Below are 13760 nucleotides of genomic sequence, written 5' to 3' on the forward strand. Positions count from 1 at the left end.
TCTAATTGCATTTGGAGGTTGTGTGCTGGCGGAGCTCGGCTATCTCTCACTGTTGCTGGCGACCGGGCTCGCCCTGCTGCAAGGGCTGCTGCCCTGGCTGGGGCTGCGGCTCGCCTCACGGCCGCTGCTCGGCTGCGCAACACCGCTGGCCCTCCTGGTCGCGCTCCTGCTGTTGGCCGCCCTGCTGCTGCTCGCCGGCTGTTTTGGCCTCGATGACTTTACCCTGGTCTATGTGGCCCAGCACGCCAACAGTGCCCTGCCCCTGGGCTTCAAGCTGGCGGCGGTGTGGGGCGGCCATGAAGGCTCCATGCTCTTTTTCGTCTTTGCGCTGGGGCTGTGGGGCGCTCTGGTGGCCCTTTGCTCCAGGCGGGTCGATCCGCTTATTACAACCCGGGTATTGGCCATCATGGGGCTGATCGTCGGCCTGTTCGGCCTCTATACCCTGATCTTCTCCAGCCCGTTTGACCGCCAATTCCCGGGACCACTGGAGGGGCGCGACCTCAACCCCATGCTGCAGGATATCGGCCTTATCATCCACCCGCCCCTGCTCTATCTCGGTTACGTCGGCTTTGCGGTCAACTTCGCTTTCGCCATGGCGGCGCTGCACTCGGGTCGGCTCGATGGCGCCGTGGCTCACTGGAGCCGCCCCTGGGCGCTCGGCTCCTGGGTATTTCTCACCGCCGGCATCGTGCTGGGCTCATGGTGGGCCTACTACGAGCTCGGCTGGGGCGGCTGGTGGTTCTGGGATCCGGTAGAAAACGCCTCCCTCTTGCCCTGGCTGCTCGGCACTGCCCTGCTGCACGCCCTGATTGTCTGCGAGAAGCGCGGCGCCTACGGCCACGCCGTGCTGTTACTCTCCATCTTCACCTTCGCCTTGAGCCTGCTCGGCACCTTCGTGGTGCGCTCCGGGGTACTCACCTCGGTGCACGCCTTTGCGGTGGACCCCAGCCGCGGCCTCACCCTCTTGTTGCTGCTCGGTTTGCTATTGACCTGCGCCCTCACCCTGTTTGCCCTGCGCGCAGACATTCGCGCTCCCTATGCCCGCTTTGGCTTGCTGTCAAAAGAGGGGCTGCTCGGCGCCGCCATCCTGCTGCTCTGCGTGGCCTGCGCCAGCGTGCTGCTCGGCACCTTCTACCCCATGGTGTTCCAGTCGCTTCATCTGGGTTCGCTCTCGGTGGGCGCCCCCTATTTCAATACCATCTTCGTGCCGCTGGCCCTCTGCCTGATGACGCTGATGACCCAGCTGCCGCGCCTGCGCTGGCAGCAGCTTGCCGCAGGTTCCCGACTCAACGCGCTGTTACCGCCGCTGTTTGGCCTGCTTGGCGGCGGGCTGCTTAGCCTTGCCTATCTGGAACAGGGATCGTTTTCCGGTAGCTGGATTGGCATCCTCGCCAATATGGTGAGCCTCTGGCTGATGGCCAGTCTGTTGCTCCCGCTCTTGCAACCGACGTCGCTGCGCGAGCTCACCCTCCATCGGTTCGGCAGCCTGCTGGCCCATCTCGGGGTGGCGGTGTGCGCCCTTGGCATCGCGCAGGTGAGTCACCACAGTCAGGAGGGGGGCACTGTGTTAAGTGCCAACCAACCCTACCAGCTCGGCGCGTTCGAGTTTCGCTATGAGGGGCGCGAGCCGGTGATCGGCCCCAACTATACCGCCGAGCGGATCACGCTTAGCGTGCACAAGAACGGTAAAGAGGTGGCGCGGCTGACGCCTGAGCGGCGCCACTACAGCGTGCGCACCATGAACATGAACGAACCGGGCATCGCGTGGGGACTGTTTGGCGATCTCTACGTGGTGCTGGGTGAAAAGATGGGACCAGATGCCTATGCCATGCGGCTGCACTACAAGCCGCTGGTACGCTGGATCTGGCTCGGTGGCCTGTTGATGATGGCGGGCGGCACCCTGCGCCTGCTCGCCCGTCGCCCCTTGCTTGCCTCCCTTTCCGTTACGGTTGGCACCTCCCGTCCCCGGCTCGAACAGGAGGCGTTATGAGATCCCGCCTGCGCCTCTTTGTTCCCTTGCTGCTGACCCTGGGCCTCGGCGCCCTGCTCTGGCTCGGCCTTGGCAACAATCCCTACAGCCAGGATGAGGCGACGCTCGGGCGCACCCTGCCTGCGTGGCAGAGCGACAATCTGCTGGACGGACGTCCGATCCAGACCGCCAGCCTCAAGGGGGAGCCCTTCGTGCTCAACGTCTGGGCCAGCTGGTGCGTCAACTGCCGCGCCGAGCATCCGTTGCTCAGCGAGCTCGCGGGCACCGTGCCCCTCTACGGTCTCAACTACCGGGACAAGGGGGATGCCGCCCGCGCCTGGCTTATCCAGGCGGGCAACCCCTATCGCGCTGTGCTGGCCGACCCCGACGGCAAACTGGCGCTGGAGCTCGGCGTCTACGGCACGCCAGAGACCTATCTGTTTGATGCCGATGGTGCCCTGCTCGCCCGCCACACCGGCGAACTCACCAGAGGGATCTGGCAACGCCAGTTTGCCCCTCTGCTCGACAAGGCGCGAACTGACGCGCAAATGAAGGCCGCCACAACGGCACCCGCAATTGCGCCATCTATTGCGCCGTCTATTGCAATATCAGCTCGAGAGACACAGCCATGACGTGCCGTTCTCTTGCCTGCGCCCTGCTGGCCCTCGGCATGCTGCTGAGTGCCACTGCATATGCCAGCGGGGTCGATACCTATCAGTTTCGCCACCCCGAGCTGCAAAATCGGGCGCAAGAGCTGGCCCGCGCCCTGCGCTGCCCCCAGTGCCAGAACCAGAATCTGGTAGAGTCCAACTCCCCCATCGCCCGAGATCTGCGGCTAGAGGTCTACCGCTGGGTGGACGAGGGACAGAGCGATGAGCAGGTGATCGCCCGCATGACGGAGCGCTTCGGCGATTTCGTCCGCTACGATCCCCCCTTAAAGGCCAGCACGGCGCTGCTGTGGGGCGGTCCCCTGCTGCTGTTGGGGCTGGCGCTGTTGATCCTGTTTCGCCGCCTGACACGCACAAAGGCGCAACCCATCCCTGTCGTTAAGGCAATCGATGAGTCAATCCATCAACCCGCGGCCGATCCGCGCAGCGAATTGAATCTGTTGATCATGCGTGGAGAACAAGTGGGCCTCTCCCCAGACCAGCCACTCTACATGGAGCTGAGCGCCGCCCGCCTGGCCAGCGCCATCCCGGCGGCTGAGCTGGCCCTGCGCGCGCAACTGGCCAACCAGCATGACAATCGCAGCCGCAATAACCGGCACGGGCGGACCTTGTTGCTGCTTGGCATCATGGCATGCGTAGCCGTTGCCGCTGTGTATCTCGGCAGCGGCCGTTATCAGGCATGGCAGGATTATGCATCCCGTCCCGATCCGCTGGCGGGGTTGAGCCCGCGGGATCTGCAGGACAAGGAGCTGGGGAGTCTGCATCAGAAACTTCAGCGCAATCCTGCCGATCTCGACAGCTGGGCGGCGCTCGGCCAGCTCTATCTCTATCGGGGTGAATATGACAACGCCCTGCTCGCCTACCAACGTCTCGCTCTGCTGGAGGGGGGCGCCAGCGCGGCGACTCAAGCCGCCCAAGCCACCGTGCTCTACTATCAGGCGGGCCAGCAGCTGACTCCCGAGGCAACCCGCCTGCTGGAGAGTGCCCTCAAGCAGGACGCGGGGGAAGTGAGCGCCCTGATGCTGCTCGCCTCCGATCACTTCCTGCATGGTCGCTACAGTCAGGCCATTGCCCTGTGGCAGCAACTGCTCGATGGCGAGCGCCCTCGCATCAACCGGGCCGCGCTGATTGAGGCGATCCAGACGGCAAGCATAATGGGCGGGTAACCCCTTGATTGAAGGAGGGTAATCGTGGTGATATGGCGCCGCGACCACGCAAGTGGCTCAGCACTCTCTTTCAATAGACAAGGATGTCTGGATGCAACTCACCCTGTTAAACGACTCGGGTAAATTCGATGGACTCGATGACACCATTAGGCACGTTTTTGCCGAGACGGCGCACAAATTGAATGCCTTGTTCGATCTCTCCCAACTGGATGTCACCTTCAGCCCTTTTGCCGAGGGGGATGCTCCCGACTCGGGTATCGGTGGCTGGGCCATCAACATGTATCGGATAGAACTCCAGCTTGATCTGGAACGGCCCGACATCAAAGAGGTGATCATCACCGAATTGCCTGCCGTGCTGGCCCACGAAGTCCACCATATCGTGCAAAAGAAGAACAAGGTGGGAGCAGAAACACTGGCCGAAAACCTGATTTTTGAAGGGCTGGCCTGCTACTTTGAGCAGAGGTTCAATGGTGGCACACTCCCCTCGCTGTTCAAGGAGTCTCATCACCATGACTGGCAATCGCTCCTGGCAGAGATGACGCCCCATCTATCCAGCAAGCAGTTCAACTTTTTAGACTTTTTCTACTGCCGTGATAACCGGCCATTTCCCAAATATGCCGGTTACTGGGTGGGGTTCAATCTGGTGGCCAACTATCTGGCCAAAAATGGCCTGAATGAAATAGAGGTCATGGGCCTACCCGCCGAGGCGTATTTCAATTAACACGCCGTCACACTGTTCATGGCTATCACAGAGCCCAAATCCGGAGAGAAGATCATGATCCCCATTCGCTGCAAGGCCGTCTCTGGCGTTGCCCTCACCACTGTCGATGGCGAAACAAAATTGCTGGTGATGAAGCGGGTCAAGGGAGGCTTCTGGTGCCATGTGGCGGGCACGGTGGAGGCGGGTGAAACCGGCTGGCAGACCATTATTCGGGAGTTTGGCGAAGAGACGGGTATCCGAGTCACCGAGCTCTACAACGGCCAGTATCTGGAGCAGTTTTACGAGGCGAGCCTGAATACGATAGAGGTGGTGCCGGTCTTTGTGGTCTATTGCCCGGCCAATCAGGCGGTGACCCTCAACGATGAGCACACAGACTATCGCTGGTGTTCCCTGGCCGAGGCCAAGGCGCTGGTGAGTTTCCCCGGCCAGAAGGCACTCTACGACCATATCTGGCACCATTTTGTCGACAACGCCCCCTCTCCCCTGATGCGGGTCGATATCTGCTGACTGCGCACAACTTCCCCCTGTAAATGCAACACGTCCCCGGATGGGGGCGTGTTGTATCTAAAGCCAGCCAAGTGCTTTTGTTAGCCCAAGCAGATGGCCTACGGCCGCTCGCCAGCGGCCAGACGACGGTTGATATCGGCGATAACCGGGGCGATGTCGGCCAGGGTATCAATCACATAGTGTGCCCCCGCCGCCCGCAGTTTGGCCTCGGCCGGTGCGCGCCGAGCGGCGATCTCAGCCTCACTCATGGCGGCAAACTCGTCCCAAGTGGCACCAAATTCGTTGCCGGAAACCGACAGCCCCACCGTCCACATGCCCGCGTTAAGCCCTTCGTTGATACCCGGCACGGCGTCATCCACCTTGATGCAGCGATGCACGGCGCTTATTCCCAGCTCAATCACGTTGGCCAGCGCCATCCAGGGGCCGGGGCGACCACCGGCTTTGAGATCGTCGGTGGCGACCCAGTGATCCGGGCGATAGCCGTGATCGGCCGCAGCAGGTACCAGCGCCTCCATTACCGGACGGGGGTAACCGGAGCAGGAGCCAATGCGCAGCCCCTGACCCCGCAGAGCGTCCAGCACCGGCAGCACACCGGGGATGGGTGTGGCAAAGCGGGTCACGGCGGCAATCTGCAGCGGCATAAAGGTGTGATAAAGGTGGTCCACCTCGGCGTGGCTCATGGGGTGGCCGAAGCGAACCTGCCAGCGCGCATCCACCGAAGGCAGACGGCCTAACGCAGAGATATGATCCCACTTGCCAAGGCCCATGGGCTGGCGTGCTTCGTCCAGGGTCACAGCAAAGTCATAGGCGCGGGCGAAGGCCTCGACAAAGATGGAGGTGGGGGCGAAGGAGCCGAAATCGACGACGGTACCGGCCCAGTCGAGGATCAGCGCCTCCACGTCGGTGGTCGGGTGAATGGCAATCTGCAAGTCAGTCATGGTGGTGTTCCTGTTTCGGTGAAAGTGCGATCTCGCCCAATGCGCGATCGAGAATGGTGATGGCGCGCACCAGATCGGCGCGGGTGATATTGAGCGGTGGCGAGAGCTGGATAACGTTCCCTTGGGAGACCTTGAAGCTGAGCCCCAGCTCCAGACAGCGGTAGAGCAGCCGCTCGGCGGCTTGGCTATTGCGGGCGCGACTCTGATGATCGACCACCAGATCGAGCGCCCAAAGCATACCGATACCGCGCACCTGCCCGATCAGCGGGTGACGTTCGGCCAACTTGCCGAGCTCGGCCGCCATAAAACGGCCATCCTCCTGCGCTTTTGCCAGCAACCCCTCTTCGCGGATGGTCGCGATGGTCGCGAGCGCCGCCGCGCAGCCGATAGGGCTCTTCTCGTGGGTGTAGTGACCGAGTGAAATAGCTGCGGCCTGATTGAACCGGTCGCGGGTGATGAGCGCTGCAAACGGCACCACCCCGCCCCCCAGCCCCTTGCCCAGACAGATGATGTCGGGCTCGATGCCGAACTCTTCAAAGCTGAACCAGTGGCCGGTGCGCCCCAGGGCATTGGGGATCTCGTCGACGATCAACAACACCTTGTGGCGATCGCAGATCTCCCGCACCCGCTGCCAGTAGGCCTTCGAGGGCACCTGCACATCGGTGTTGCGGATAGGTTCGGCGATAAAGGCGCCTATTCCTCCCTCCTTCTCGATGACGTACTCCAGATAATCGGCGTAGTGCACATCATCCCCCTCCCCGCGATACCAGACGCCGCGATATCGGGTGGGCGGCGGGATGCGCTCCACGCCGGCTATCAAGGGGCCCATGCCGGCGCGAAAACAGGCCTCGCCGCCGACCGAGATGGCATCGAGGGAGGCGCCATGAAAGGCATCCCAGAGGGACACCACCTTGCTGTTGCCGGTGATGAAACGGGCGAGCTTCAGGGCAATCCCCACCACCTCGCTGCCGCCGGGGGCAAACAGCACTCGGTTGAGATCGCCCGGGGCCAGTTCAGCCAGGGTGCGGGCACAGTCAATGGCAACCTGATGGGTATAGCGGCGGGGCGCGAACGGCAGATCGGCGAGTTGCTGCTGCACCGCGGCCACCACCCTGGGGTGACCGTGACCCAGCTGATGAACGCTGTTGCCGTGAAAATCGAGGTAACGCTTGCCCGATACACTGGTCAACCAGCTCCCCTGCGCGCACTCAAGCAGATCCAGACAGGGGGTGGAGAGCGCCTGATGGAGGAAATAGCGGCTATCCTCCGCCAATCCGGCCTGTACATCTTCGCTCTGGTCAGCCCACCAGCGCGCCCGCCCCTCGCCGAGGTTGATATCCCCTTCGCTATCGGCGCGGCCGCTACCGTGCAGCTTATGGTCATGCAAATCGCGGCCACGCAGATCACGACCCTGAGCCAGCATGCTGGTCATCGCGCGTCCCCTTGCCAGTAGCAGGCGCTGGCCATGGCGGCGAGCAGAGCGCGTACCCGCCCTGGGGTCACATCGCCGATATTGCCGATACGGAAGCAATCGGCTTGGGAGACCTTGCCCGGGTAGATGACAAAGCCCTGCGCCTTGAGCCGCTGGTAGAAGTCAGCGAAGCGGTAGTCAGGGTGGGTCGGAGAGTAGAAGGCGGTGATGATGGGAGACTGCCACTGCTCGGGCAGCAGCGGCGCAAAGCCGAGGGCAGCCATGCCATCCACCAAGGTGCGCTGATTCTCGCTGTAGCGCTGATGGCGGGCGGCAATGCCCCCCTCCTCTTCCAGCTCGCGCAGGGCCTGGGCAAAGGCAAGCACGGTATGGGTGGGCGAGGTAAAGCGCCACTTGCCCCCCTGCAACTCCATGGTCTGCCACTGGGCGTGCAGGTCGAGGGAGACCGAGCGAGCACGACCGGCGCAGGCCGTCAGTGCGGCGCGGCGGGCGATGACAAAGCCAAAACCCGGCACCCCCTGAATGCACTTGTTGGCCGAGCTGATAAGAAACTCGATGCCAAGGCGTCCCATATCGATGGGGATACCGCCAAAGCTGCTCATGGCATCGACGATCAGGCGAATACCGCGGCGCTGGCAGAGCTCGGCCACCTCGTCGAGCGGGTTGAGCATGCCGGTGGTGGTCTCGCAGTGCACCATGGCCAAGTGGGTGATCTCGGGGTGGCGCCTCAGCATCGCCTCGATGGTGGCGGGTTCGGGGCGGGTGGTCTCGCCACAGTCCAACTCGAGGTGGCGCAGGCCAAGGCAGCGTGCCATCTCCCCCATGCGGGCACCGTAAGCGCCGTTGTTGATGATCAGCAGACACTCATCGACGCCTATCGCCGAGCCCAGCACGCTCTCCACCACATAGCTGCCACTCCCCTGCAGTAAGACGACGCTGTAGTCACTTTGATATTCCGGGCCAGTGGCGAGGCGCACCAGCTCGCGGCGGATGGGCTCCACCACCCCCTGGTTATAGTCCGCATCCCAGGTACAGCTGTCTTGCAGCATGGCGGCACGCACAGTGGCGGTGGTCGAGAGGGGGCCCGGGGTCAGCAGCAGGTAATCGACGGCGGCAGGGGCCGCAGGAATATGGGTCATGACTTCGCTCCTTTTTGGTATACACCAGAATGAGCGCATTGTGGGTAACTGCCCCGCCAAGGTCAAAGGGGTGGCGCTACGTGCAACAAAAAATTCATTTTCAGCGCCGGGATCGCGATAATCTAGGAAGCCTGAACAACAGGGGCGATTCTGGTATCTACCAACGCATGTTGATGTTGCCGTGTAACGACCGAGCAGATGACCTGCCCTGTGCCCAGCCTATTGCCCAACTCATTGCACAACTTATTGCAAAACCAGGGATTTTCATGAGCAAACCCCAATATCTGCAGATCAAGGATGCCCTCGCTAACCAGATCCTGGCGGGGGGTCTGGCCCCCAACGACAAGCTCCCCTCCGAGCGGCTGCTGGGTGAACTCTATGGCACCACAAGGGTCACCATCCGCGAGGCGCTGGTGCAGCTGGAGGCGAACGGCCTTATCTATCGGGAGGATCGCCGCGGCTGGTTCGTCACCCCGCCGCGCTTTCGCTTGAACCCCAGACGCACCTCCAACTTTCACCAGATAGTGCGGGAGCAAGGGGGTGAACCGCACACCGAGCTGCTGGAGAAAAGCCGCCAGGCGGTGCCGCCCGCGTTGATGGCGCAACTGCAGCTCAAGCCGTTCGACAGCCTCTTTTTGCTCAAGCGACTGCGCTATGCCAACGGGCGCGCCATCTGCTACTGCGAGAACCACTGCCTGCCAGAGCGGGTCCCGGGCCTGCTGGAGCTGGATCTCAACGGCAGCCTGACCGAGATCTATCAGGCCCATTACGATCTTCACTACGCCCGCATGCAGGTGCGTTTCTTCCCCACCGCCCTGCCGGACGAGGTGGCCAAGGCGCTGGGAGCCACCGCCGGCCTGCCCGCCCTGCGCCTCGAGCGGCTCAACTTCGATCAGCACGGCCGGGTGCTCGACTTCGATCTGGAGTACTGGCGCCACGACAGCCTGGAGATCGAAGTGGATACCCAGGATTAGTCACGGATAAATCAGGAACGGCAAAACGTCACGGGGCTGTCACGGTCACGTCATAAAGATCCCCTAGCCTCTCTCTCGACCAATCTGGTTTATACCAAACCAATTTAACTGGAGAAGAGGATGAAACAGGGAACCCATCTGCTGGCCGCCGCCGTGCTGGCTGCCATGACCGCCCCGGCACTGGCCGCGACCGATCTCACCGTCTACACCGCCTTCGAACCGGAGCAGCTCAACGAGCTGAGAACCGCGTTCGAGCGCCAGCATCCGGACATCAACATCAAGTGGGTGCGTGACTCCACCGGCGTGGTCACCGCCCGCTTGCTGGCAGAAAAAGCCCAGCCCAAAGCGGATGTGGTGTGGGGACTGGCCGCCACCAGCCTGATGCAGCTCGATCAGCAGCAGATGCTCAATGCCTATGCACCGAAAGGGCTGGATAAGCTCGACAGCCGCTTTCGCGACAGCAAGGCCGAGCCGCACTGGATCGGTCTGGACGCCTTCTTCAGCGCCATCTGCTTCAACAAGGTAGAGGCGGAAAAACAGGGGATCCCGGCCCCCACCAGCTGGGCCGACCTCACCAAGCCCATCTACAAGGGCAAGGTGATCATGCCCAACCCCAGCTCCTCCGGTACCGGTTACCTGAGCGTTGCGGGCTGGCTGCAGACCATGGGCGAGCAGCAAGGCTGGCAATTTATGAACGGCCTGCACCAGAACATCGACCGTTACACCCACTCGGGCTCCGCCCCCTGCAAACTGGCCGCAAGCGGTGAGACGGTGATCGGTATCTCCTTCGACTTCCCGGCTACCAGCCTCAAGGCCAAGGGTGCCCCCATCGAGGTGGTGTTCCCGAAAGAGGGGTCGGGCTGGGATATGGAAGCTGCCGCCATCATCAAGGGCACCCCCAAGCTGGAAGCCGCCAAACAGCTGCTCGACTTTGCCGCCACCGAACAGGCCAACGCCCTCTACAACAAGTCGTTCGCCGTGGTCGCCATACCCAATGTGGCCCAACCGAGAGCGGGCTATCCGGCGGATATCAAAGGCCAGATGATCGACAACGACTTTAGCTGGGCAGCCCGCGAGCGTAACGCCATCCTGGCCCAGTGGAGTGCCAGCTTCGACGGCAAGACCGAAGCCAAGCAGTAAGCGTGAAGGGCGGCGGTTTGTTCACGCCAGACACACCGCTGCCAATAAACTGCCAGTCGAAGGCCAACAGCTGTTGGCCTTCGCTTTTTGGTTTTAACTTCCCGAGTTTGTATTGCCTTCAATTAGCGACGCTTCGCCCATCCACACAGGGCCCAGCCACTTGTTGACGGCCCGATCTCATTTGACTGTCATCAAGCTGTCATCCCCCGATCACCTGACCGTCACACTTCACCCGCAAACTGGTATATACCAAATCAGTAGCGAGTCGAACCATGACCCAGCCCTATCTGGACATTCAACATATCAACAAGCAGTTCGGTGCTTTTCAGGCCCTCAAGGGGATCTCTCTGACCATTGAGTCGGGGGAGTTTATCTGCTTTCTCGGCCCCTCCGGCTGCGGCAAAACCACCCTGCTCAGAGCCATCGCCGGGCTGGATCTACCGGACAACGGCGAGATCTGGCAAGGAGGGCGCAATATCTCCCGCCTGCCGCCCCAGGAGCGCGACTTTGGCATCGTGTTTCAGTCCTATGCCCTCTTCCCCAACTTGACGGTGGCCCAGAACATCGCCTTCGGCCTTGAGAATCAGGGGCTGGCGCGGGATCTCATCAAGGAGCGGGTCGATCACTGGCTGGGGCTGGTGGATCTCACTGCCCAGTCCCACAAATACCCGAGCCAGATCTCAGGCGGCCAGCAGCAGCGGGTGGCGCTGGCCCGGGCCTTGGCCCTCTCCCCCGGCCTGCTGTTGCTGGACGAACCGCTCAGCGCGCTGGATGCACTGGTGCGCACCCATCTTCGCAGCGAGATCCGCGCCCTACAGCAGCGCCTTGGCATCACCACCATCATGGTGACCCACGATCAGGAAGAAGCGCTGACCATGGCTGATCGCATCGTGGTGATGGAGGGCGGCCGCATCGTACAGGTGGGCACCCCGCAGGAGATCTACCACCAGCCTGCCAGCCGTTTCGTGGCAAGCTTTGTCGGTACCATGAACTTCCTCGAGACCCTGGTGCTGAGCCCCAATCAGGTGCGCCTCAACGAACAACCGCTGACACTTGCCAACCAGGCCGCTGCCGGCAGCAAATTGCAGGTGGCGATCCGCCCCGAGGCAATCACGCTAAGCGCGCCGAACGAGCCGCACCTTGGGCAACATGGCATTGAAGCAACCATCGATCAGGTGGAGTTTCTCGGCGCCGCTCAGCGCCTGATCTGCACCGCCGACACCTATCTGGGCCCACAGCAAATTCTGGTGGAGCGCCCGACCCACGAGCTGCCCCGCCACGAACAGGGTGGCTGGCGCAGCGGCATGCACTGCTCGCTGCACTGGCCCGCCGCGGCGATGCAACTGTTTGAAGGAGATCGCCCATGACAGCCCCCTTCACGAACTCCTCCCTGTTGCCGCCCACGACAGCCCGGCAAGACGCCCGCTGGCAGCGACTCTGCCGTGGCTGGAGCCGGGATCAGCTGCTGCAACTGATCCTGCTTGTGCTCGGCATTGCCCTGCTCACCGGCGGTTTGCTGCTGCCGCTGCTGACCATGCTGCAAACGAGTCTGCAGGATGAGAACGGCCTCTGGATAGGCCTTGCCAACTTCAGCGCCTACTTCGACTCCCCTCATCTGGGGCGCACCATCGGCAACACCCTCTGGCTCGGGGTGCTGATCACCGCGCTGGTAGTGACCATCGCCTTTGGCTACGCCTATGCCCTCACCCGCACCTGCATGCCGGGCAAGCCCCTGTTTCGTCTCATCGGCCTTATTCCGCTGTTGATGCCCTCCCTGTTGCCCGCCATCAGTCTGGTCTACTGGTTTGGCAATCAGGGGATCGCCAAAGGGCTGCTCGGCGGCGAGAGCATCTACGGCCCTATCGGCATCGTCATTGGTCTGGGCTTCTGGTGCTTCCCCCACGCCCTGATGATCCTTATCACGGCGCTCGGCCAAAGCGATGCCCGCCTCTATGAAGCCTCCCGGGTGCTGGGCAGCAGCGGCTGGCGCACCTTTGTCACCGTCACCCTGCCTACCGCCCGTTATGGCCTGCTCAGCGCCGCCATCGCCATCTTCACCCTCACCATCTGCGACTTCGGGGTGGCCAAGGTGATTGGCGGCCAGTACAGCGTGCTGGCCACCGACATCTACCGGCAGGTGATCGGGATGCAGAACTTCTCGCTAGGCGCCGTTGCCAGCGTCACCCTGCTGCTGCCGGCACTGTTGAGCTTTGCCCTGGAGCACAGGGTGCGCAGCAAGATGCAGGAGCAGAGCAGCACCAAGGCGGTGCCCTATCAACCCAAACCCCATCGGCTGCGGGATCTGCTGGCGCTCGGCTGGTGCACGCTCTGGGCCCTGCTGTTTCTGGCGCTGGTGGGGATGGCCGTTTACGGATCCTTGGTACAGTTCTGGCCCTACAACCTCACTCTGACGCTGGATCACTACGCCTTTGACAGCAACAGCGTCTATGGCTGGCAGCCCTTTACCAACACCTTGCAGCTGGGCCTCTATACCGCGCTGATCGGCACCGTGCTGGTGATGGTGCTGGCCTGGGCGCAGGAGAAGGGGCGCCACTTCGCGCCGCTGCGCCAGCTGTTGCATCTGCTTGCCATGCTGTCGCTGGCGGTGCCCGGCATGGTGCTGGGACTGGGTTACATCTTCTTTTTCAACGGCAATCCGCTCTTTGGCGGCCTATACGGCACCCTGCCACTAATGGTGCTCTCTTGCGTCATCCACTACTACACGGTGGGTCATATGACGGCGCTGACCAGCCTCAAGCAGCTGCCCAAGGAGCTGGAGCTGGTGGCCATCTCATTGCGCATTCCGCTCTGGAAGGCGTTCTGGCGAGTCACCCTGCCCGCCTCCCTGCCCGCACTGCTGGAAATCTTTATCTATCTGTTCGTCAACGCCATGACCACCACCTCGGCGGTGATCTTCCTCTACTCGAGCGACAGCGTGCTCGCCTCCATCGCCGTGCTCAATATGGAGGATTCCGGCGACACCGCCGCGGCCGCCGCCATGGCCACCCTGATCCTGCTGGCCGCCGCCACCGTCAAGCTACTCCAGCTCTTTTTGAGCCGCGCCCTGCTGGATCGCACCCAGCGCTGGCGCCACCAATAACCTTAT

12 protein-coding genes are annotated in these 13760 nt (G+C 62.4%); 9 read left to right on the top strand and 3 right to left on the bottom strand.

The window, feature by feature from the left end; genetic code table 11:
- Positions 1-22: 22 nt before the first annotated feature.
- From nrfE to G5137_RS11785, 5 genes are all read left to right on the top strand, one after another.
- Positions 23-1990: a heme lyase NrfEFG subunit NrfE gene (nrfE, locus tag G5137_RS11765; protein WP_421255418.1), complete on the top strand. Its 1968-nt coding sequence runs from the start codon at positions 23-25 to the stop codon at positions 1988-1990.
- Positions 1987-2601 (top strand): DsbE family thiol:disulfide interchange protein, encoded by a 615-nt coding sequence (locus tag G5137_RS11770; RefSeq protein WP_421255419.1) that lies wholly within the window; start codon positions 1987-1989, stop codon positions 2599-2601. Before nrfE ends, G5137_RS11770 begins: the two co-directional genes overlap by 4 nt.
- The gene (gene nrfF / locus G5137_RS11775; protein WP_421255420.1) at positions 2598-3803 is read left to right on the top strand and encodes a heme lyase NrfEFG subunit NrfF; all 1206 of its coding nucleotides are present in this window, start codon (positions 2598-2600) and stop codon (positions 3801-3803) included. Before G5137_RS11770 ends, nrfF begins: the two co-directional genes overlap by 4 nt.
- A gap of 91 nt (positions 3804-3894) precedes the next feature.
- The gene (locus G5137_RS11780) at positions 3895-4524 is read left to right on the top strand and encodes a DUF2268 domain-containing putative Zn-dependent protease (RefSeq protein ID WP_421255421.1); all 630 of its coding nucleotides are present in this window, start codon (positions 3895-3897) and stop codon (positions 4522-4524) included.
- A 54-nt stretch (positions 4525-4578) separates the two neighbouring features.
- Complete coding sequence (locus G5137_RS11785; protein WP_236268190.1) at positions 4579-5031, top strand: NUDIX hydrolase; 453 nt, start codon at positions 4579-4581, stop codon at positions 5029-5031.
- Between the two features lie 98 nt (positions 5032-5129).
- Here G5137_RS11785 and phnX read toward each other — a convergent pair whose 3' ends face one another.
- From phnX to phnW, 3 genes are read right to left on the bottom strand one after another with little or no spacing between them, the layout of a single operon-like run.
- Complete coding sequence (gene phnX / locus G5137_RS11790) at positions 5130-5969, bottom strand: phosphonoacetaldehyde hydrolase (protein ID WP_421255422.1); 840 nt, start codon at positions 5967-5969, stop codon at positions 5130-5132.
- The gene (locus tag G5137_RS11795; RefSeq protein WP_236268192.1) at positions 5962-7401 is read right to left on the bottom strand and encodes an aspartate aminotransferase family protein; all 1440 of its coding nucleotides are present in this window, start codon (positions 7399-7401) and stop codon (positions 5962-5964) included. The genes phnX and G5137_RS11795 overlap by 8 nt, the downstream gene beginning before the upstream one ends.
- Positions 7398-8540, bottom strand: a complete 1143-nt coding sequence (gene phnW / locus G5137_RS11800; RefSeq protein ID WP_421255423.1) for a 2-aminoethylphosphonate--pyruvate transaminase — start codon at positions 8538-8540, stop codon at positions 7398-7400. Before phnW ends, G5137_RS11795 begins: the two co-directional genes overlap by 4 nt.
- A 266-nt stretch (positions 8541-8806) precedes the next feature.
- On the opposite strand from phnW, the gene phnR reads away from it, so the two are divergent.
- The 4 genes from phnR (at position 8807) to G5137_RS11820 (ending at position 13754) form a co-directional block, all read left to right on the top strand.
- The gene (gene phnR, locus G5137_RS11805; protein ID WP_047438836.1) at positions 8807-9514 is read left to right on the top strand and encodes a phosphonate utilization transcriptional regulator PhnR; all 708 of its coding nucleotides are present in this window, start codon (positions 8807-8809) and stop codon (positions 9512-9514) included.
- A gap of 120 nt (positions 9515-9634) precedes the next feature.
- Positions 9635-10654, top strand: a complete 1020-nt coding sequence (locus G5137_RS11810; protein WP_421255424.1) for a putative 2-aminoethylphosphonate ABC transporter substrate-binding protein — start codon at positions 9635-9637, stop codon at positions 10652-10654.
- Between the two features lie 272 nt (positions 10655-10926).
- Positions 10927-12021: a putative 2-aminoethylphosphonate ABC transporter ATP-binding protein gene (locus tag G5137_RS11815; RefSeq protein ID WP_421255425.1), complete on the top strand. Its 1095-nt coding sequence runs from the start codon at positions 10927-10929 to the stop codon at positions 12019-12021.
- The gene (locus G5137_RS11820; RefSeq protein WP_421255426.1) at positions 12018-13754 is read left to right on the top strand and encodes a putative 2-aminoethylphosphonate ABC transporter permease subunit; all 1737 of its coding nucleotides are present in this window, start codon (positions 12018-12020) and stop codon (positions 13752-13754) included. The genes G5137_RS11815 and G5137_RS11820 overlap by 4 nt, the downstream gene beginning before the upstream one ends.
- Positions 13755-13760: the final 6 nt, after the last annotated feature.

The organism is Aeromonas sp. 600282, from assembly GCF_049175755.1.
GTDB lineage: Bacteria > Pseudomonadota > Gammaproteobacteria > Enterobacterales > Aeromonadaceae > Aeromonas > Aeromonas veronii_A.

Excerpts from the sequence above, each read along its gene's own strand:
- phnW (WP_421255423.1), bottom strand. The coding sequence starts at position 8,540 with ATGACCCATATTCCTGCGGCCCCTGCCGCCGTCGATTACCTGCTGCTG.
- G5137_RS11785 (WP_236268190.1), top strand. The coding sequence starts at position 4,579 with ATGATCCCCATTCGCTGCAAGGCCGTCTCTGGCGTTGCCCTCACCACT.
- phnR (WP_047438836.1), top strand. The coding sequence starts at position 8,807 with ATGAGCAAACCCCAATATCTGCAGATCAAGGATGCCCTCGCTAACCAG.
- G5137_RS11795 (WP_236268192.1), bottom strand. The coding sequence starts at position 7,401 with ATGACCAGCATGCTGGCTCAGGGTCGTGATCTGCGTGGCCGCGATTTG.
- G5137_RS11770 (WP_421255419.1), top strand. The coding sequence starts at position 1,987 with ATGAGATCCCGCCTGCGCCTCTTTGTTCCCTTGCTGCTGACCCTGGGC.
- G5137_RS11820 (WP_421255426.1), top strand. The coding sequence starts at position 12,018 with ATGACAGCCCCCTTCACGAACTCCTCCCTGTTGCCGCCCACGACAGCC.
- G5137_RS11815 (WP_421255425.1), top strand. The coding sequence starts at position 10,927 with ATGACCCAGCCCTATCTGGACATTCAACATATCAACAAGCAGTTCGGT.
- nrfF (WP_421255420.1), top strand. The coding sequence starts at position 2,598 with ATGACGTGCCGTTCTCTTGCCTGCGCCCTGCTGGCCCTCGGCATGCTG.
- G5137_RS11810 (WP_421255424.1), top strand. The coding sequence starts at position 9,635 with ATGAAACAGGGAACCCATCTGCTGGCCGCCGCCGTGCTGGCTGCCATG.
- G5137_RS11780 (WP_421255421.1), top strand. The coding sequence starts at position 3,895 with ATGCAACTCACCCTGTTAAACGACTCGGGTAAATTCGATGGACTCGAT.
- phnX (WP_421255422.1), bottom strand. The coding sequence starts at position 5,969 with ATGACTGACTTGCAGATTGCCATTCACCCGACCACCGACGTGGAGGCG.